Annotated in this window: 19 protein-coding genes and 1 pseudogene; 7 read left to right on the forward strand and 13 right to left on the reverse strand. The window is 38.8% G+C overall.

The genetic code is table 11. The annotated features are described in order from the left end of the window. Positions 1-27 precede the first annotated feature (27 nt). Entirely contained in the window at positions 28-441 is a 414-nt protein-coding gene (gene arfB / locus NRL14_RS03115; protein WP_007376712.1) for an alternative ribosome rescue aminoacyl-tRNA hydrolase ArfB, read from the reverse strand. Positions 442-668: 227 nt separating this feature from the next. Between arfB and NRL14_RS03120 the strand changes: the two genes are divergently transcribed. Both NRL14_RS03120 and NRL14_RS03125 read left to right on the forward strand, forming a co-directional pair. Then, complete coding sequence (locus NRL14_RS03120; protein ID WP_033040837.1) at positions 669-1,238, forward strand: hypothetical protein; 570 nt, start codon at positions 669-671, stop codon at positions 1,236-1,238. A gap of 122 nt (positions 1,239-1,360) precedes the next feature. Beyond that, positions 1,361-1,693, forward strand: coding sequence for a hypothetical protein (locus NRL14_RS03125; protein ID WP_033040836.1), 333 nt, complete (start codon positions 1,361-1,363; stop codon positions 1,691-1,693). 58 nt (positions 1,694-1,751) lie between these two features. Here the strand turns inward: NRL14_RS03125 and NRL14_RS03130 are convergent, their stop codons facing one another. From NRL14_RS03130 to NRL14_RS03165, 8 genes are all read right to left on the reverse strand, one after another. Then, entirely contained in the window at positions 1,752-4,940 is a 3,189-nt protein-coding gene (locus NRL14_RS03130; protein WP_306723977.1) for an SdrD B-like domain-containing protein, read from the reverse strand. A gap of 3 nt (positions 4,941-4,943) precedes the next feature. Beyond that, entirely contained in the window at positions 4,944-5,711 is a 768-nt protein-coding gene (locus NRL14_RS03135) for a hypothetical protein (protein WP_306723978.1), read from the reverse strand. A gap of 102 nt (positions 5,712-5,813) precedes the next feature. After that, positions 5,814-6,323, reverse strand: a complete 510-nt coding sequence (locus tag NRL14_RS03140) for a hypothetical protein (RefSeq protein ID WP_007376707.1) — start codon at positions 6,321-6,323, stop codon at positions 5,814-5,816. A 325-nt stretch (positions 6,324-6,648) separates the two neighbouring features. Further along, positions 6,649-7,395, reverse strand: coding sequence for an SDR family oxidoreductase (locus tag NRL14_RS03145; protein WP_306723979.1), 747 nt, complete (start codon positions 7,393-7,395; stop codon positions 6,649-6,651). 12 nt (positions 7,396-7,407) lie between these two features. Continuing rightward, complete coding sequence (locus NRL14_RS03150) at positions 7,408-8,112, reverse strand: histidine phosphatase family protein (RefSeq protein WP_306723980.1); 705 nt, start codon at positions 8,110-8,112, stop codon at positions 7,408-7,410. Then, positions 8,112-9,185 carry a phosphotransferase family protein gene (locus NRL14_RS03155; RefSeq protein ID WP_306723981.1) on the reverse strand — a complete coding sequence of 358 codons (1,074 nt, stop codon included), beginning with the start codon at positions 9,183-9,185 and terminating at the stop codon, positions 8,112-8,114. Before NRL14_RS03155 ends, NRL14_RS03150 begins: the two co-directional genes overlap by 1 nt. A gap of 13 nt (positions 9,186-9,198) precedes the next feature. Then, positions 9,199-10,020, reverse strand: a complete 822-nt coding sequence (locus tag NRL14_RS03160) for an SDR family oxidoreductase (RefSeq protein ID WP_306723982.1) — start codon at positions 10,018-10,020, stop codon at positions 9,199-9,201. A 9-nt stretch (positions 10,021-10,029) separates the two neighbouring features. After that, positions 10,030-11,250 (reverse strand): acyl-CoA dehydrogenase family protein, encoded by a 1,221-nt coding sequence (locus NRL14_RS03165; RefSeq protein ID WP_306723983.1) that lies wholly within the window; start codon positions 11,248-11,250, stop codon positions 10,030-10,032. A 121-nt stretch (positions 11,251-11,371) separates the two neighbouring features. On the opposite strand from NRL14_RS03165, the gene NRL14_RS03170 reads away from it, so the two are divergent. Then, the gene (locus NRL14_RS03170; protein WP_306723984.1) at positions 11,372-12,280 is read left to right on the forward strand and encodes a LysR family transcriptional regulator; all 909 of its coding nucleotides are present in this window, start codon (positions 11,372-11,374) and stop codon (positions 12,278-12,280) included. 399 nt (positions 12,281-12,679) lie between these two features. Here NRL14_RS03170 and NRL14_RS03175 read toward each other — a convergent pair. The 3 genes and pseudogenes from NRL14_RS03175 to NRL14_RS03185 form a co-directional block, all read right to left on the reverse strand. After that, positions 12,680-13,545 (reverse strand): annotated as a pseudogene (locus NRL14_RS03175) (bile acid:sodium symporter family protein). 295 nt (positions 13,546-13,840) lie between these two features. Further along, positions 13,841-14,422, reverse strand: coding sequence for a uracil-DNA glycosylase family protein (locus NRL14_RS03180; protein WP_306723985.1), 582 nt, complete (start codon positions 14,420-14,422; stop codon positions 13,841-13,843). Positions 14,423-14,572: 150 nt separating this feature from the next. Continuing rightward, on the reverse strand, positions 14,573-14,929 hold the full coding sequence (locus NRL14_RS03185) for a VOC family protein (protein ID WP_306723986.1): 357 nt from the start codon (positions 14,927-14,929) through the stop codon (positions 14,573-14,575). 346 nt (positions 14,930-15,275) lie between these two features. On the opposite strand from NRL14_RS03185, the gene NRL14_RS03190 reads away from it, so the two are divergent. Genes NRL14_RS03190 through NRL14_RS03200 form a run of 3 tightly spaced genes read left to right on the forward strand, consistent with a single transcriptional unit; the run spans position 15,276 to position 17,562 of the window. Next, a complete protein-coding gene (locus tag NRL14_RS03190; RefSeq protein WP_007376696.1) occupies positions 15,276-15,632 on the forward strand; it encodes a hypothetical protein in 357 nt (118 codons plus the stop codon). Next, entirely contained in the window at positions 15,629-17,230 is a 1,602-nt protein-coding gene (locus NRL14_RS03195) for a PepSY domain-containing protein (protein ID WP_306723987.1), read from the forward strand. Before NRL14_RS03190 ends, NRL14_RS03195 begins: the two co-directional genes overlap by 4 nt. Next, positions 17,227-17,562 (forward strand): DUF3325 domain-containing protein, encoded by a 336-nt coding sequence (locus NRL14_RS03200; protein ID WP_306723988.1) that lies wholly within the window; start codon positions 17,227-17,229, stop codon positions 17,560-17,562. The genes NRL14_RS03195 and NRL14_RS03200 overlap by 4 nt, the downstream gene beginning before the upstream one ends. Positions 17,563-18,037: 475 nt before the next feature. On the opposite strand, the gene NRL14_RS03205 is transcribed toward NRL14_RS03200, so the two are convergent. Further along, the gene (locus NRL14_RS03205; protein WP_306723989.1) at positions 18,038-18,559 is read right to left on the reverse strand and encodes a lipocalin family protein; all 522 of its coding nucleotides are present in this window, start codon (positions 18,557-18,559) and stop codon (positions 18,038-18,040) included. A gap of 130 nt (positions 18,560-18,689) precedes the next feature. On the opposite strand from NRL14_RS03205, the gene NRL14_RS03210 reads away from it, so the two are divergent. Beyond that, entirely contained in the window at positions 18,690-19,145 is a 456-nt protein-coding gene (locus NRL14_RS03210) for a YaiI/YqxD family protein (protein ID WP_007376692.1), read from the forward strand.

Here is a 19,145-nt window from a genome sequence, read left to right on the forward strand (position 1 = left end):
CACGCCAGCAAGCTGTGCGCCTAGCAGTTAAATTTTCACACTGCCACGCAATGCTTTGTTTTGGCCGTGCTTGGTTTTTTTATCCATGCGTTTGCGCTGAGAATTTCTACTTGGCTTGGTGGCTCTTCGAGCCTTGTTCACCACGGTTGCACTTAAAATAAGATCTTTTAAACGCTTAAGTGCATCATCTCTGTTCAACTCTTGGGTTCGGTGGCTTTGGGCTTTAATTATTAAAACGCCATCTTTAGTGATTCTAGAATCTTTTAAAGCGAGTAAGCGTTCTTTGTAAAAGTCAGGTAATTTAGAGCGGTTAATGTCAAAACGTAAGTGTATAGCACTTGCTACTTTGTTAACATTTTGACCACCGGCACCTTGAGAGCGAATAGCTGTAAGCTCTAGTTCCCACTCATCAATTGTGACTGTATTTGAAATTGTTAACATTGTGTTCAGCTCTCGTTGTCAAAAATGCATTATATCATTTGTACATTGACTTAGGGTGAATCAACTAAAATCGTAGTACTTTAGGTCAACTCCCATGAATTGTACTGTAAAATTCGCCAATACATTATTATGTATTGGCATATGCAATTATTTAGTTTCTAATTGCACTGCCCTATCTATTTAGGGCTTCATATAATAATAGCTCCACGATAATAGGAAATGCCTGCATGAAAAAAATACTCGTATCACTTAGTTTGTTAGCAATGAGCTTCTCTGGTGTTGCAAAAGATATCACTGAAGGTGATTTACAAAGCTACATGAAAGCACTACCAGCGGTAACAAGTTGGGCGAGCGCTCAAGATTCTCTAAAAGGGCTGGACCTAGGAAGCATGTTAGGTGCGTCGGCTGACCAAACAACATCAGAGCAAGGTTCACTAGCTAACAGCGCGCTTAGCATGATTAAAGAGCAAGACTTATACAAAAGTTTTGAAGGCGTAACGAGTCGTTACGGTTTTACTCCAGAGCAGTTAATTACTGTCGGTTCTGAAGTGTCTATGGCTTACATCGAAAACCTTAAATCTGGCTTATCTACTGAAAATAAAGAAACAGCAGATAAACTAATGGGTGGTTTTCAAAGTATGAAAAGTGTTAAAGACAAAGGCGCTAGCTCGCTAATGGGCTCATTAGGTAACGCATCAAGTGCCGCTAAATCAAGTGAGCCAGTCGTTAGCGAAAGTAACCTTGAGCTTGTGAGCGAGTACATGCCACAACTTAAAAAGCTTTTTGCACTTCTATAAGTTTTTGTTTTATAAAAAGGTGGCTTTTGCCACCTTTTTTAATGCCTAAAATAATTTATAAACAGATGCATAAAGTTTATTTACTTCTACAATTTAATTATCTGTATTTTTAGGTGTAATGTATGAAGCAATGGCATGTGGTTATTGGTTTATTCTTTATTTTTACTGGGTATTTTTCGGTATCCACGTACGCAAAATCAACCCAAGCTTTTAGTGCTGGAGTTATTGCTCAGGAGCAAATATTTCCAATAAAAGTATTGCAGCTTGGTAATTATGCGCGTTGTGCTGTTGTTTCTGCACAAAAAGAAGATGCATTTTATTCTGCTTGTTATATAAAAAAACAGTCTCAATCCAATTGGATTGCAGAATCGGCGGGTGCACGCTGCGAAATAAGGTGTATAACGCATCTTGACAAAAATGGCCTCTCACAAACGACATACTTTACAGCTCAATAATACTAATTTTAATTAATATATGAGTATTTTAAGCGCCAAATAACTCATTAATTTAAGGTTATTTGTATAAGTCGCTCCAGGATTTTTTTATTGGTGTAGAGCCTTCGTTTATTTGCCGACTAGTTAAAGCGCTACATGCGCTCTGTGGTTGCTCAATATGTGGGCCTGAGAGTAATAAAAAATATTTTTTACCATTAATATTTCTGTTGATAGTGAACAGTGGAAAATCAGCTTTTATCAATTGAGGTTTTATTGTTTTTTTAGAGGTATACGCGGCATATTGACAATAATAGAGCTCTTTCGTATCACTTTTTTGCTCTCCCCATGCGTGCATTAGTTGCCAATCTGTAGATGTATAACGTCTAGCGTCGACCATAAAGCTGCCATGTAATGCAGGCGTTGAGTAGACATCGTTAATTGTTGTTTGCGCGTCTTGGGCGTTTGCATAAGGGCCTGTTACTAAATAGTAACTGTTGCGGGTTTGATGTTTATATAATTTTAAAGGATGCGCTTTTGAGTCAATTTCCTTTGCTACTATTACTGCCGATTCAAATTTTTTAAATACACCAAGCTGAACAAAAAAAGACTTTTCTGATAACTTATCAACTAACTCTATTGAGTCTATTGCATTGTTTTTAGGTTGCAGAACGATATCTTTTAGAATAATAGTATCACCTGTTTTTGAGGTAACAACGCGCTCTGGTAAGTTTTTAGTAACGAGGTTTTTTATATTTAATGTATTTGCTTCAACTTCAATTTTGTAGTTTCCTTGACTCACATTAGAAAAATAATAATACCCGTCGTACTCGGTAGTTGTTGTGTATTCTTTGTCGCCATTAATTTGCTTTAAAAAAACGGTTACGCCTGAAACAGGCTTACTTTTATCGTTATTTTCAAAATAAACAGTCCCTTCTACTTCATTAAAAATAACCATTGGTACATCAACTTTAGTCTGACCTCCTCGGTGAGCGTAGGTTTTTATTTTTCCAAGTACAGGTTGCAAATATGGATTAGGTAAAGTGCGTAAATCGACCTCTAAAATTTGCCCGCCGTGACTACTTGGCAGTAGCGCTTTACCTGTATTGTTGGTGAATTTATTTCGCCATAAATAATTACCGGTAAAGCGAACGTCTTCTAATGCTTCATCACCTTGATCAAATACTCGATTTTCGTTCCAGTCAATAAAAGCAGATGCTTCAAGCTGTCCGCCGCTAAGAGCTCGTGGGGTGTCAAATATCATATCTAACTCAAGATGATCAAAGCTAAATGTGCCGTTTAAACCTAATGACACGCGCCAATCACCACGACTATCGTATTGGCCTGAGACTTGAACATTAAAAATATCATAGCGATAAGTATACTGATGGCTTAGTTGCGCGGTCGCTGATGAATCAGGGTTATACGATAACTGGGTTTGGTTAAAGGTCTGTTGTGTTTGCGGCCAACGTAAATTACTACGCAGGCTAACAAGCTTTCCCCCATTTATAGGCAGCCAATCGAGTGTATTTGTCCACTTCCAAGAAGCGATATCAATAGATGAATAAAGTTGATTGGTTAATTCATCTTCTTGCTCATCATAAAACAGGCGTCCAGCCCATGTACCACCAATGTGATTTTTATTGATACCTAATGAAAATGTATTGTTGTTTGATTTATTTTCACGATTTTCGTTAAGCCATTTCATATTCCAGTTTAAAGAGTCAAACGAATCAGAACGACCATTTAAACTAATTGATAATTTATTTTTAAGCACATTATTTTGTGGTAAAAACAATGCGCTCGAGAAATCATCTAAGGCGGTATATTCTAAATTGACGTTTACGTCGTTATAAAAATCATTAGAGAACAAGCCCCTAAAGCCTGCATAATAAGCGCTGCCAGCATTGAGTTGTTTGCTAGATAAAAATCGATAGCTGCCATGCTCCGTAAGTATATTTAATCCTGATGATATATAGCGAGAGCGCTCATCAGATGCTAGTTGGGTGATTTGTGCATCATAGGTTAAATTTTCACTGATCCCATATGAAACACTGGCTTTAAACGTGTCACTAAATGTATTTTGGGTATTTTGGTTGTTATCAAATACGCTTTTATCTGTTTCAATTAACTCAACTTGATAGCTTATTTTCCCTGGTGATAGGGCATCCTGCCCTATCGTGTATTTTTGAGTGCGTGTAATTTGCTCACCTTGGGGGCCAAAAAGCTTTATTTCAAAAATATTATTGCCATAAAATGTTTCTATATCGATAAACTTAACTAAATTATCGTCATTTGCTTGTGTGGTCGCTAAAAATTGCCCATTGCGATATAGCTCAGCTTGCCAACCGGGTAAAGCGGGTTCTTCAATGGTTATTGACGAAAAATTTTGTGCTGAGCGTGGATCGGCATTCGAGATATAAATACCTCTGCCTTGGCTTGAAGCTGTCGTCAGCTGATCTGATTGAGATTGAATATCACCCAATTGATAATGAATGCGAGCTAATGAATGATCTTGCTCGGTCAAACTAAAATCTTTGCTAATTTTAAAAAACGTATTATCGCTGTTTTCATTTTTATTAAACCGAACCTCTGCTCGATGGTGAAATAAATCAAAATAGCTGTTGAGCCTAATTAAACCCTTATAACGTGCTTGCTTAGATGTGGCACTTGATGAAACCGTGTACTCAGAAATTGGGTATGTTAGTAAACGGTATTGATCTTCAATAAAGTGATCATATTGCGGGGCTATAACCTGCTTATGTGTGACAGTTATGCTTTTTTTATCATTTGTGGTGCTTAATAAATCGCTCATAAAGGTGACTTGCATGAGCGAGTAATCAAATATTGAGTCGGTTTCTAAAAGCGTATTAATAACGGATAAGTCTATGTAGTAGTCGTAATCATCTTTAGCCCAAAAAGATGCTGTTGGTGTTACCGGTTGTTTTGTTAGCAAAGTTGAACTTAGCGTTAGCTCAGTTGCGTCAACTGTTGCAGTTAAGCTATTTTCGGTAACGCTAAAGTTAATGCCCATCGTTGATTTAAGAACACTTATTGGTAGCAACAGCTTATTTGATGGCGTGTAGTAAGCTTCTAAGTCGGATACAACCGATCGGCCATTTACTTTTACATTTACGATCACGAACGCCTCTTCATCAATAGCCCATTGATGAAGAGGCGTTAGCTCATTAGCGACTAATGTTTGAGGCGCAATAACAATGAGCAACAAACTAATTAAAGCGCCATAACGCAATGCGTTTAGCTTAAACACGTGTTATTGAATATTAACGGGTATTTCTAACTCAATATTGCCACCATATTGGGGATTTTCTTTGTATTTAAGTGTAAGCGGACCGACAACAGGCTGTTGCAACGAAATATAGACTTTACGACGCGATAAAGGCGTATAAACGGCTACGTTTGTTACTTCCCCAACAGACAAGTTATTACTATCTAGCAGTTCAAAATTGCCATATAACGAACGATTTCCCGTTAGCGTTTGCCAAAACGTAACGGTTGGTCGACCATTTTGGCTAATTAGTTGCGGGTTGATTAGTTGTGAATCAGCTTCTAACTGCCCATGGCGCACAATTACCGGAACGCTGTAAGATATTTTAGGGCGTATTGTTATTCCTTCTGAATTAGGGGCTGGTGCTTCTGACGCAACTATTTTAAGTACCGCTCTGTATTCTCCTGCGGGTAATTCTGCTTTTTTTCGTACCGTCATTCTTATCGCTTGCATGCCTTTGGGCGCTATAGAACCTCGGCGTGGAGAAAAGCGTAACATGCCAGCAGCAGAACGACCCTCTACTTGCTTAGGTGTTGCATCTATTAGTGACCCTTCTTCGGTCATGTCTTTGTGCGTGATACTAAGCTTAAAGTCGAGGTTTTTATCAGATGTATTTCTGATCATTAATGAATTATTTTTAGTTCGTCCATCAAAATATAAACGATATTCAGATAGAGAAAGATTAGCACTGCAAATTTGAGGTAATAGAAGAGTCAGGCAAAGTGTTGCCCAGCGAAAAAATTTAAAACTCATGAGACAACTCAACAACATGATAAAGCAAAAAATGAGGAGCATTAAGCTCCACACAATTTATATTATTAGTAGCCTAGGGCTATAATAATATAAGAAATAATATTACTGAAAAGATACATCGACAGTGTAGTCTACTTCATAAGCATCGCCAGCTGTAAGATCGGCAGCTACTGTCATATCACCATAAACACCGATTACGATATCAGTTGCGCTTGCATCAGTTGTAAATGCAGAAGCAACAGTATTAGCCGTTGTTACAGTTGAAGTACCATCAGTGGCAGTCGTTACTGGAGCGAAAGTAAGGTTGGCACTTGTACTGCCTGATACAGTGATGTTCATTGCTGAATTTGGAGCCAAACCTGAAACAGTTACGCCACCTAATTGAATGTTTGCGTCTGAAGCATCACAATCGCCCGTTACTGCGCCAGCATTATCCATTGTACAAGTAGAACCTGTAGCTAAACGAATTTTACCAAAATGTACTTTGTTATTTTCTAAAAAAGTTGGTTCGCTCCAACCATTTACACTTGCTTGTAATGTTTCGCTAGATGCAAGTAAAGAAGTCGAAGTCATAGCAAGTAAAGCGGTTGCTGCAAAAATTTTTTTATTCATAATTTTTCCGTATTTAAATAATTATTATTGTATTACGTCCTTGTTTAATCTCATTTTCTAAGAACTCGTAATCCGTTGGCGCCAATTTAAACACAGGAAGTGCATTTTTTAAATGTTTTATTAACAAATGCAACTTTAAGGATGGTAAATAAGAAAAAATCATTAGCAATAAAAGTTAGTTAATTTATTTGTGGTTGTTTTTAAAGCAAAAAACGTATGTTTTTATTGCAGGTGTAAGGCAAGAGGATTTCTTTTTGTTAATATATTGCTAGGTTATTTGCAATTATAAACTTAAGCCCACAACAATTTGTGGGCTTAAGTTTATTTAAGACATTTTACGAAGTGTAGTCAGCGGGGCTATACGTAAAATCCAATGTAAAAATGCCCACGGCCACGTTGGTATAAAGCTGTTGGCTTTTTCTTTATTTATAGCTGTTACAAGTGCTTTACAGCCTGTTTCAGTAGCGACAATAAAGGGCACTGTTTTTACTTTTTCGTTTATTTCACTTCTAATAAAACCGGGGTGCACACAACTTACCTTTATTGGTGTATTTATTACGTCTATGCGAATGCCTTCGCTCAGTGATGTTATTGCAGCTTTGGTCGCTGCATATACCGTCATAGCGCGTCTAAAACCACGCACTGCGCTAATTGACGAAATAGTCACTAAGTGCCCGTGGTTTTGCGCTCTAAAAATCTCCATTGCAGCTTCGGCCTGCGCCAATGCTGCTACAAAGTTGGTCTCAGCGGTTTGTTTATTGGCAGTAAAATAGCCTGTACCAATAGATGCGCCCTTACCCATTCCTGCATTTATAATGATGCGGTCAAGCCCGTTAAACTCTTCATTAAAGGCTTTAAACACGCAAAACACTTGCTCGTGGTTGTTTACATCAAGCACTTTGATGCTGACGGCAATGTTAGGATTTACTTGCTCAAGTTCGGCTTTTAACAGCTCTAATAATTCATATCGGCGAGCGCATAGAGCAAGGTTACAGCCTTTTTTAGCAAACTCTTTTGCCATGCCTTTTCCTAAGCCGGAACTTGCACCTGTTATTAGTATATTTTTGCGCATTATATTTGCTCCTTAGGTATAGGTAATTAATTTTTGTTGTGGGTATTGCTCTAAAAAGTGATGCTCGTTTAAGCTGCTTATACCTAACTTACGGCTTGATCCTCTGCCTCGCGCCACAACTTTAGTAACACCTGCGTTAACTAAACCCCAATTAATATCAATAAAGCGCTCAAGCTTTAATCCTATTAAATGACTGGTAATAATACTAATAGGCCCGCCTGACGTATAAATAATGACTTTTTTACCATCATGTTCTTTGGCTATTTTTTCAAGCGCACCCAATACTCGAGCACAAAAAGCATTAAAGCACTCTTTATAGATCGTGCTGTCAGGATTAAACATCCACTGCTCTATGGCGTTAATAAATACTGTTTTAAAATACTCCATTGGGTCGGCTTGCTTACTAAGCACGGCACGTATTTGGCTTGGAGTGGTAAGCTCAGGATTAGAAACCGCTAAAATATGCTCGTGGTCGTACTCATTTAAGCGCGCATCATTAATTACAGCGGACGTATTATTAAGTGAAGCTAAACTGAGTTCTGCGGTTTGATTGTGGCGCTGCATAGTGCCTGTAATTACTACATCGGGTATGAGTTGTTTTTGCGCTAAATACTCGCCCACTAATGTAGCTTGTTGTTGCCCTTTTACCGAAAGGTTATCGTAATCATCTGCGCCAAAGCTTGCCTGCCCATGGCGTACTAAATATAAAATACACATTAGGCGTTTCCTTGATTGTTAATGGCTTTTTTACAGCGCCATAAAAGGTAATGCACAAATACCCAAAAGTTTTTAAATGCCGGATTTGTTGTTTGCCCATGATGATAACGATAATAAATTTGCTGAACTATGCCTGCTAATCTAAACAAGCCGTACACTTCGTAAAAAGTGAAATCGTCGACTGTAATATTCATTTTTTTACAGTAATAAGCCACAACTTCTTTTCGTGTCAGCATGCCTTTTAAATGTGTTGGTTGTCGGCGTGTAGCTTGCGCTAAAAAGTCATCCCCAGGCTCTACCCAATACGCGAGTGTGTTACCCAAATCCATTAATGGATCGCCAAGTGTGGCGAGTTCCCAATCTAAAATACCCCGTACTTTGGTGTAGTCGTTGACATCAAGCACAACGTTATCAAATCTAAAATCGTTATGAGTAATACAAATATGCTCAGTGGCAGGCATATTATTATGAAGCCACTTAATGACTTTTTTACCACTGGGGACATTCCATGTTTTTGCTTTTATAAAGCGCTCACTCCAACCGCTAATTTGGCGTTGTGTATATCCTTCGCCTTTACCTAAGTGACTTAAATTAGCGTGTTTGTAATCAACTTTGTGTAGTTCTATTAAGCAGTCGAGTACATTTTCGCAAAGCTGTTTTGTGCGCTCAGGTGTTGTAGTTAGTTCGCGCGGGAAATTTCTACGCGCAATAATGCCGGTTAGCTTTTCCATTACATAAAAGTCGGTGCCGAGTATGCGCTGATCTTCGCAAAATACTTTCATTGTTGGCACGTAGCTGTAAACCGGTTTTAGTGCTTGTTGTAGTTTAAACTCACGGCCCATATTGTGAGCGCCTTTGGCTTTAGTGCCTTTTGGGGCACGGCGTAAAATAAGCGACTGCTCTGGGTAGTCAAGGCTGTAGGTCCAATTTGACGCGCCACCGGCATATTGCGTAACACTTGGCTCACCGCTTAAATTACTCATGTGCAGCTTAAGCCAGACATTTACTTTTTGTATATCGAGCTCTTCGCCTTGGCGTACGCTTTTGGCTTGATCTAATAATTGTGTGTTCATCGTTGGCCTTTTATTATTTTGATTTTAAGCGCTGCATAGAACGTGTTTTTTTCAGCATGTTTTTAATGTAGCACTCAACAGGTAAGAGCTTTTTCATTAAAAACGCCTGTTTACCTAATTTATGGGTCAAAATTAAAAATGGCCGTTTGAGTGATTGCGTGTAAATAATATCAGCCACTTGCTGGGCATTAATTGGGGAGCGTTCAAACGCATGGTTAAGCATGGTTCGCATAGCAGGCTCGCTTGTGCGCATTAATTCGTTTAAGTTGGTTTTAAAAAAGCTGGGGCACACAACGCTCACATCAATGTTGTCGTGAACTAATTCAAGCTTTAAGGTTTCGCTAAAGCTAACCACGGCAGCTTTTACTGCATTGTAACTACTCATAAACGGAATAGGCGTAAGACCAGCCTGTGAGGCAATGTTAATAAAGTAACCTTTACCTTGTTGTTTAAATACGGGATAAAAGGTTTTACAAACACGCACCACCGAAAGCAGATTAATATCCATGATCCACTGCCATTGCTCAATTGTCTCGCCCTCAAGTGAACCGCCGGTAGCAACGCCGGCGTTATTAATAACAATATCTACGCCTTGCCATTTGGTTTGTATTATATCGCGCAAGCTCTCTATATCAGCTTGCTTAGTTATATCGCAGGCGTAATAAAACGCATCGGCTTTTAATGTTTTCAGCTCGGCAATTGTCGCTGCTGCGCGCTCGGCGTTTATATCGGCAATACAAATTTGTAAGTTGGCGCCTAAGTTATTTGCATAACTTAGTGCTAATGCTTTACCAAGCCCTGTTGCTCCACCTGTTATTATGAGTCTTGTTTTCATGTGGTAGCCTTAGCGGTATTTGTTTATTTCGAGGCGAGAAACCATACCCATATGTACTTCATCGGGGCCATCAGCAAGGCGTAAAATACGCCCCATTGCATTAAACGATGCGATAGGGAAATCGCTCGACACCCCTGCCCCCCCAAATATTTGCATAGCCATATCAGACACCATTTGCAACATGTTTGGTACCACTACTTTTATGCTCGATATTTCGGTCATGGCGTGTTTAACACCAACGGTGTCTATTTTCCATGCTGCATGTAAAGTAAGTAGCCGAGCTTGATCGATTGCCATACGCGCTTGTGCTACTCGCTCTAAGTTACCACCGAGCTTTATAAGCTGCTTACCAAAAGCACTGCGCGACATACCTCGCTTAATCATCATTTCTAAACAGCGCTCTGCTGCGCCAATAGCGCGCATGCAATGATGAATACGCCCAGGCCCTAAACGTCCTTGTGCAATAGCAAAGCCTTTACCTAAGCCTAAAATAAGATTTTGTTTTGGTACGCGTACGTTATTAAATTCCATTTCGCCGTGCCCGTATGGAGGGTCAAAATCACCACAAGCACTTAGCATACGTTTAATATTTACACCCGACGTATTTAGCGGCACAAGTACCATTGAGTGCTGACTGTGTTTATCGTTTTCGGGGTTAGAAAGCCCCATAAAAATAGCCACTTGCGCATTAGGGTGGCCAAGTCCTGTAGTCCACCACTTTTTACCATTTAAAATTAGGTCGTCGCCATCAACATCTATTGTTGCCTGCATATTTGTTGCGTCTGAGGAAGCTATATCGGGTTCGGTCATGGCAAATACAGAGCGTATTTCACCGTTTAGTAATGGTGTTAGCCATTGCTGTTTTTGCTCATCGTTTGCAAAGTGATATAGCACTTCCATATTGCCGGTGTCGGGGGCGTTGCAATTAAAAACGTCTGATGCAAATAAACAATGCCCCATTTGCTCTGCAATGGGAGCATATTCAAGGCAACTCAAACCTTGTGCTAACGTGCTATCGGGTAAAAATAAATTCCAAAGCCCAGCTTGTTTTGCTCTTGCTTTTAATAGATCAATCTGAGGTGCTAATTGCCAGCTTGTCCAGTCGTTTGTGCTATTTTTTGCGTGGTTGTGCGCAACGACTGTTTGCTCAACAGGGAGTACGTGATCTTGCATAAATGCTTTAACACGATTTAAGTAATCTTGGCTCTTTTGGCTTGGCTCAAAGTTCATACGGTTGCTCTGTTTATTTAAAACCTAAATTCAGCATAAAACATTCGATCCAATGAATTAAATGAAATATATTACCAATCAAATGTGAATTATATTCATAAATTAAAGGGCGTAAACTCGAATGATAGAAGCTAAAAATATTCAGCAGCTCGATTTAAATCTTCTTAAAATATTTGAGAGTTTGTACTTTGAGAAAAACATGAGCGAAACAGCCAAGGTTTTATATATAACCCCTTCAGCGGTAAGCCATGCGATTAAACGCCTGCGCAGCGTATTGAACGATCCTTTATTTGAACGCCAAGGGCAATTAATGCTGCCAACACCTGCGTGTCAACGCATGGCGCCTGCGCTAATAGATTTACTCGAAAAGTTACGCCAAGTATTACAAGCGTGTGGTGAGTTTGATTTAGCCACTACCGCTCAAACTTTTAAAATAGCGCTGCACGATGCTATTGAGCCAATAGTACTGCCTAAACTACAACTAATACTTGCTGAACACGCGCCAAAGGCAACGCTTGCCAGCGTAAAATTGAACCGTGATGATATGCACAAACAATTGGCTAATCATCAAATTGATATAGCAATAGATGTAGCCAGAGCAATTAAATCACCTATTAGCCATGCCGTACTTTCGAGCGATCACTTTTGTGTATTAATGAAAAAAGATCACTCACTTAAAAACCAATTAAATATAGATAATTACTTAACTGCCAAACATGTAGCTGTATCTAACAGACCAACGGGTACGGTTATTGAGGATATAGCATTATTACAGTTAAGCTTAAATCGTGAGGTTGCTATACGTTGTCAAACGTATTTTTCAGCAAAAGAGGTAATAAAAAATTCACCATTTTTACTGACTTTGCCCTCCATGGTGGCAAGTCAGCTACTTGATGAAACTTTAATTGCGCGTCCAGTACCAACCACTATGCCTACTATTTATAAGCACTTATATTGGCACCAAAATACAGATAAAGACGATGCATTAATATGGCTACGCAGCCAAGTAGAAAGTATATTTAAGCGTTAAGTGCAGCTTATAACGACACTTAAAAATCATTCTCAAGTGGATTTGTTTTAAGTCTACAGCAAAGTTTAATAATGAATTTATATTTGTAGATGTCTAGGGCATGTTTACACTAATCTGCTTATATAGGCAATAATGCAACATAAATGTCAAATATGCGGCTGCTCTTTGGGAGCGTCCTTGGGGGCGACCTGTTGCCTATATGGATGTTGTAAAGGATATGATCATGACGCAGGAGCAGTTACCGAGTCTCGTGATTAAATAATCCCTAGATAGAGTAAACTTTAATCCGCAAAGGTTAACAGGTCCAAGCTTGGAGAGTGAAATGTGTCCGTGTAAAGTAAATTCTAAGAATAAACAGAGCTTACACAAGCAATAATAAGCCCTGCTTTTTAGCTATAACTACATTGTGCGTTTGTTTTTAAGCTTTAATCGCCAATTAACAGCAGCGGCCCTATAAACATTGCCAGGCCATAAATACCGCCAGTAACTGCGTATTCTGGTTTATTTAAAAAACTAATCGCAATTAAAATAGCCAGTGATGCATTTTGAATCCCAACCTCAATAGAAAGCGTTAGTGAATCGGTTAAATTTAATTTTGAACACTTAGCAATTAACCAACCTACAATCATCGAGCCTATATTCAGTGCTATACATGCCCAAAATACATCGTTAAATGAGCTAACTAATAAAGCGCGCTCTTTTATTACCAATGCGGCAATCATAATGAGCATAAAAAACAATGAAAAGCGTCTAAAAAACGGTTCTGTTTTAATAGCAAAATCATTTTTAAAATGGCGTAACCAAATACCTACAGCAACAGGCACTAAGGTAATAAAAAACAACCCAAGTGATGTCGTCAAAATAGAAAAACTAGCGTTATCTGCTGGCGCAAACTGGCTCATAGCAAAGCCGATAATAAACGGTGTTGTTATTATACTAATAGCGGTGGAAGCGGCTGTTAAGCTTACCGAAAGTGCTAAGTTAGCTTTAGCGAGCTGGCTTACTACATTTGACATGGTGCCGCCGGGACAAGCGGCTAATATCATTAAACCAATGGCTATAGGTGTTGATAAGTTAAGTAAATAGCATAGGCCTAATGCCAATAAAGGCATTGCTACAAGTTGGCCAATTAAACCCATAACGATGGCGAGTGGGCTTTTAAATAACCGGGTAAAGTCGTTTGTAGTGAGCCCAAGTCCCATGCCAAACATAATAAGTGCAAGGGCGAGCGGAAGTATTACTTCAGTTAATATAGATGCATTCAAATTAGGTAACCTCGTTTGTTATTGTTTTTAATTAGAGTGTTAATTTTTAAGTTAACTGTATACCAATTCGCTTAATTAAGTGATCTATTTTGAGGATGTAAAAACGTGTTGATAGCTAGGCAAAAAATTCGCTATTTAGTTGTTCTCGGCAATTGCTCCTGCATTGCTCTACCTTCTGCATCCATGCAGTCGTAAATGAGAATTTTTTAACACAGGTAGCGACACGTTTAGCCCCGCAAAATGATTAAGTATTATTGCGGATTGGTATAACGCCCCTTTACAATAACTAGAAGTATTACTTATTTAAAATAGCAGCAACGTGCTTATCTAGTTCTGGAAGTACATCTTGCTCAAACCATGGATTCTTTTTAAGCCATATATTATTGCGCGGACTGGGATGAGGAAGCACTAAATAGTTTGGCCAATACTCACGCCACGATTTTACTAACTCCGTAAGTGGCGTTTTTTTAGTGTCCGGTAAGTGATACGCCTGTGCGTATTTACCAAGCACTATTGTCAGCTCAATATTTGGTAGTGCAGCCAATAATTGCTCGCGCCATGTAGGTGCGCATTCTTTTCGAGGTGGTAAATCACCCGACTTCCCCCTACCAGGATAACAAAAGCCCATAGGTAAAATGGCTATATTATTGGCATCGTAAAATTCATCTTTTGTTAGCCCAAGCCATTCTCGTAGGCGATTACCGCTTGCATCGTTAAATGGCACGCCTGTTTCGTGAACTTTTATTCCAGGTGCTTGGCCTGCAATTAAAATACGTGCGTTTGGGTTAAATTGTATAACAGGGCGAGCCCCTAAAGGTAAATCAGGTTCACAGATCACGCATTTACTAACTTGCTCTATTAATTGGTGACTATTCATGTCTACTTGGCCTTAAATGCTTAATATTTATCCTAAATGGCCATTTAGGATAAATGAGTTGGTAAAAAATCGGTTTATTTTAATTAAAACGAGCGTTAGTTAGTAAAATCGTGATCTTTAAGCTCATTCGCTCTACAGGCCCTTTAAAACCTAATGTTTCTCTGCCCATACAGCAAATTCATTGCCGCTCGGCTCTGCAAAATGAAACCGGCAACCACCCGGAAATTCAAAAATAGGTTTTAATATTGTGCCACCATGGAGTTGTACTTTTTTATACGTGGCGTGAATGTCGTTACTATAAAAAACCAATAGCGCAGCACCGTTTTGAGTTAGCGATTTAAGCGGCGCATTAAAAAAGCCACCATCAAGCCCTTGGCCACTAAACGCCATGTATTCGGGGCCGTAGTCTGTAAATTGCCAATTAAATACATTGCTAAAAAAGGTTTTAGTAGCAGGTAAATCATAAGCAGGTAACTCGACATAATTTAGTTTTTCGTGATCGCTCATCGTTATTAAAGCTCTTATTAAAGTTTAATAAACAACCTTAAACCTTAGTTAGTTGCTAATCAAATATACTGATGTTATTTGAGATCGCTATTTTACTAAGTAGCCTGAATTATTGGATAATAAATCTATCTCAAGCAGTTACTTTCAACGTTAACTGCGGTGAGTTTAAATATCATTATGGTTCAATATGTTAAAAAATTACTTTATCAGAGAGCAGGTGAGTAATAAATTTTTTGGTTGGACAAACTTAAATATCACGAATGATAATAACTATCTTTTGTATTTGTAGGCTATATAATAATGCTTTATTTTTTCACCCGCTGTATTTATAAGAGATTAATTCATTATGCAGGCACACCCTCTGAGTGCGCAGCCCACTAAACTACGCGTTATTGAGTTGTTATCGCAATTTTTTAAACTATCACCTATTTTTAGCTATCGTTTTTCAGTGTTTTTACGCTTTTTAATTGCCATTGTTGGCGGCTATTCTTTTACGGCTGCGAGTACCGCTTTGCTGAGTTTTTTATTACCGCTGACCAAATCAGATGCGGTACTGCTGTGTGTATCATTAAGTATTCTAATTTATGCATTAGTTTTTATTTATGCGTTTTATATTAAATCATTAAAAACAGTTTGGATCAGTATTTTACTAACGACTAGTGCGCAAATTTGTTTATTAGCTGTATTGAAGGGTTGGCTATGAAAGACAGTTTTTTCCGCTCAATGACCTGGCTACATACGTGGGTAGGGTTACTCGTTTGTTGGTTATTATATTTAATATTTTTTGCAGGGACTCTTAGCTTCTTTAGAGACGAAATAACGTTGTGGAATCAACCAGCCATACATAATGTGCAAGCCCAAACACAGCGTATAGAAGCGCAAAAACAACAAATAATTACCGGATTTGATTACTTAGCTAACCATGGGGCTAACTCATCAAGCTGGCGTATTACATTACCTGAGCCGCGTATTCCTTATTTAATTTATGGTTATGCAAAGCCAAAAGAACCAGGTCAGCGCCGCAGTAAGTTTGAAAACACGCAGCTTAACCCTAATACCATGCAAGAGCTTGAGCCCTTTGTAGATACTAAAGGTGGTAACTTTTTTTATCGGTTGCACTATGATTTACATTACATGGATGCAATAACAGCACGCTGGATTGTATGCTTTGCTAGCTTTTTTATGCTGATTGCCATTATATCGGGCGTGGTTATTCATAAGCGTATTTTTAAAGATATGTTTAGCTTTAGGCGTAACAAAGGTAGCCGTACGTGGTTAGATGCCCATAACTTAAGCTCTGTGCTAGCCCTGCCTTTTCATTTAATGATTACCTACACTGGCATGATTACGCTCATATTTATGTTGTTTCCCTACCCTGCAAAAGTAACTTACGATAACGGCATACGTGGCTTTTTTAACGATGTAACCCCTCGCAACACCATGACCGATAAAGCCCAAGGCGAATTGCCAATGGTGCCAATACAACGTATTTTGGATCAGGTTTATACTAAGTGGCCTCATGCAGATATTACTCGCGTACAAGTTAACCAACCAAATATGGCAGCTTCAACAATTACCGTATTGATAAGTGCAGGTAAAACACTACGTGACCAAGCACCACGCTTAATATTTAGTGGTGCTACAGGGCAAATGGTCGCTAAAACTGATGACGAGCTAACTAGCAGCAAAGCGCTTTACGAATCGCTTAATTCTATGCATACAGGGCGTTTAGCTACGTGGTTGTTGCGCTGGTTATACGTATTAGGCGGTATTGCAGGCTGTGTAATGATTGGCTCTGGCTGTATTATGTGGGCTAAGCGAATTCGCGAGCGAACTAAAAATAACGTTAAACCTTCGTTTGGTTTAAAACTAGTTGAAGGGTTAAACCTAGCCACTATTATGGGACTTCCACTGGCAACGTGTGCATTTTTTATTGCTAACAGACTACTTAGCCCAACTACCGCAGAGCGCGCCGATAAAGAAATACTCGCGTTCTTTTTAACATGGCTAGCGATTGCTCTTTTAGCACTTATAAAGCGCGACACACTGCAATGGCGAGTTATGGCAGCTATAAATGCTGTTGCATGTTTAAGCGTACCGGTTATTAATGCACTTACAACTAACGGTAATATAGTTAGCTATTTGATGCACAAACAGTGGGCTTTATTTACTTTTGATGCACTGTTTTTGTTATTTAGTATATTGTTTTTTATACAAACCGAAAAATTACGTACTGCTAAAAGCAACTCAAAAACAATCAGCCCTAGTCAATCTAATAACCTTAAAAGGCAAAAACCATGATTGATTTACTCGGTTTTAGCCTATGCCTGCTCAGTTTTAACTGTTTTGCGCTGGCTAAGTATAATCATTTTAAAGACGTATTTAAAAAACGCCCTACAGAATCCCAACGTAAAAAGCTGCTATTAGCTGCTTGGATCAGTATTTTACTAAGCTTGGTGCTTTGTATAGTTACTCAAGATGGATATGGAGCATTACTATTTTGCGGGTTTATGAGCCTAAGTGCTTTAATTATAATGGTTTTTTATAATTTTTTAGTAGGCTACGTAAAGTGGTTTAGTGTTTTAAATAGCGTGTTAATTGTACTAAGTGGGTTGTTTTTAGCATTAAACTAGCCTTAGTTAGTAAAAACGTGATCCGTTATTTTCCTATATATTAGGGCGTGTTGATCTTTGGTGGGTGAATTTGCAGCAGACTGTTTGGTATTTAGGCAAGGCAGAGCCTATGTAGTGTGGTTATTCCCCATAAATAGGCGATAACGCAGCATAAATACCAAACATGCGCTGCCCAAAGGGTTCTTTCTAGGGACGATTAACTCTTTGTTGCTCGGTTTTTACTTAGCCCACTAGGTTACAAACCTCGCGCTGCGATTTAATCGCCCCTAGATTGAACAGATTTCAATCCACAAAGATCAACACGCCCTAGGCAAAAAAAATGGCAAGCTATATAGCTTGCCAACAATAGGGGATATTCAGTGTTTCTAATACTTGCTGTCTCACGACAAGTACACACAATATAACCATAATATATTTAAGTTACTTTACAGTTAGATGACTCTTTTATTACTACTGTAAAGGGGCTTTACATTGTTTATTGCTTAACCCAAATTATTTCATCGGTAGCAAAGCCCAACTCTTTAGCTTTAGTTAAAAAGTGTTCTTTAAGCTCTTTGCTAACCGTTGGCGTACGCGACAGAAACCACAAGTAATCTTTGTTGTAACTGGTTATAAATGCATATTGATAATCGGGTTGGTCAAGCTCAAAAATCACGTAAGCCCCATAAAATGGACCAAAAAACGAGACTTTAAAATGTCCGGTGTCAGTGCCTTCAACAAACTTGGCTAAGCCTTCGGCGTTATCCCATTTTTTATCATCCGTTAAATACCCTTTGTTAAGGACCTTTACTGTGCCGTCGTCGTTAATTGAATAAGTCGCGGTAACTTGCTCCATACCTTCTTCGAATGAGTGATTAAGACGCGCTATTTCAAACCACTTGCCTTTATATTTTTGTATATCAAAGTTTTTAACAGGTGTTATTCCCTCAGGAGGGCTGGTGCAGGCACTAAGAAAAAACAACCCCGTAATAAGTAAACCGTATTTAATAGCCTTCATGTAAGCTCCTTTTTAAATTACATAAATAGTACGTATTATCTAAATATAGATGAGTATAAAGTTTGCTAGCCGATTAAAAAAATTTGCTATAGGATCATATTAATTCTAAAGCAATAAAAATGACCATAGCATGAAAATTTGGGTAGATGCAGACGCGTGTCCTGTTGTTATAAAAGAAATACTTTTTAGAGCTGCAGAGCGTATGAAAATCGAGACTATTTTAGTGGCTAATCACGCAATGCGTATTCCGCCGTCAAAATACATAAGCCGCGTTCAAGTATCGTCGGGGTTTGATGTAGCCGACGACGAAATAGTAAAACGTATTGAAAAAGGCGATTTAGTTATTACTGGCGATATTCCGCTAGCAAGTGAAGTAATTGATAACGGCGGGCAAGCACTCAACCCGCGTGGCGAGCTTTATACCACCGAGAATATCCGCTCAATACTTAACGTGCGCGACTTTATGGATACCATGCGCTCAAGTGGCGTAGAAATGAGTGGTGGGCCACCGCCACTTAGCCAAACCGATCGCCAAAACTTTGCAAATAACCTCGACCGTATTTTAGCACAAAACAAGGCTAACTAA

Source organism: Pseudoalteromonas sp. 20-92 (genome assembly GCF_030847595.1).
Classification (GTDB): domain Bacteria; phylum Pseudomonadota; class Gammaproteobacteria; order Enterobacterales; family Alteromonadaceae; genus Pseudoalteromonas; species Pseudoalteromonas fuliginea.

Bases quoted from the DNA above. Each gene is read 5' to 3' on its own strand.
- arfB (WP_007376712.1), bottom strand. From the start codon at position 441: ATGTTAACAATTTCAAATACAGTCACAATTGATGAGTGGGAACTAGAG.
- NRL14_RS03120 (WP_033040837.1), top strand. From the start codon at position 669: ATGAAAAAAATACTCGTATCACTTAGTTTGTTAGCAATGAGCTTCTCT.
- NRL14_RS03125 (WP_033040836.1), top strand. From the start codon at position 1,361: ATGAAGCAATGGCATGTGGTTATTGGTTTATTCTTTATTTTTACTGGG.
- NRL14_RS03135 (WP_306723978.1), bottom strand. From the start codon at position 5,711: ATGAGTTTTAAATTTTTTCGCTGGGCAACACTTTGCCTGACTCTTCTA.
- NRL14_RS03140 (WP_007376707.1), bottom strand. From the start codon at position 6,323: ATGAATAAAAAAATTTTTGCAGCAACCGCTTTACTTGCTATGACTTCG.
- NRL14_RS03145 (WP_306723979.1), bottom strand. From the start codon at position 7,395: ATGCGCAAAAATATACTAATAACAGGTGCAAGTTCCGGCTTAGGAAAA.
- NRL14_RS03150 (WP_306723980.1), bottom strand. From the start codon at position 8,112: ATGTGTATTTTATATTTAGTACGCCATGGGCAGGCAAGCTTTGGCGCA.
- NRL14_RS03155 (WP_306723981.1), bottom strand. From the start codon at position 9,185: ATGAACACACAATTATTAGATCAAGCCAAAAGCGTACGCCAAGGCGAA.
- NRL14_RS03160 (WP_306723982.1), bottom strand. From the start codon at position 10,020: ATGAAAACAAGACTCATAATAACAGGTGGAGCAACAGGGCTTGGTAAA.
- NRL14_RS03165 (WP_306723983.1), bottom strand. From the start codon at position 11,250: ATGAACTTTGAGCCAAGCCAAAAGAGCCAAGATTACTTAAATCGTGTT.
- NRL14_RS03170 (WP_306723984.1), top strand. From the start codon at position 11,372: ATGATAGAAGCTAAAAATATTCAGCAGCTCGATTTAAATCTTCTTAAA.
- NRL14_RS03180 (WP_306723985.1), bottom strand. From the start codon at position 14,422: ATGAATAGTCACCAATTAATAGAGCAAGTTAGTAAATGCGTGATCTGT.
- NRL14_RS03185 (WP_306723986.1), bottom strand. From the start codon at position 14,929: ATGAGCGATCACGAAAAACTAAATTATGTCGAGTTACCTGCTTATGAT.
- NRL14_RS03190 (WP_007376696.1), top strand. From the start codon at position 15,276: ATGCAGGCACACCCTCTGAGTGCGCAGCCCACTAAACTACGCGTTATT.
- NRL14_RS03195 (WP_306723987.1), top strand. From the start codon at position 15,629: ATGAAAGACAGTTTTTTCCGCTCAATGACCTGGCTACATACGTGGGTA.
- NRL14_RS03200 (WP_306723988.1), top strand. From the start codon at position 17,227: ATGATTGATTTACTCGGTTTTAGCCTATGCCTGCTCAGTTTTAACTGT.
- NRL14_RS03205 (WP_306723989.1), bottom strand. From the start codon at position 18,559: ATGAAGGCTATTAAATACGGTTTACTTATTACGGGGTTGTTTTTTCTT.
- NRL14_RS03210 (WP_007376692.1), top strand. From the start codon at position 18,690: ATGAAAATTTGGGTAGATGCAGACGCGTGTCCTGTTGTTATAAAAGAA.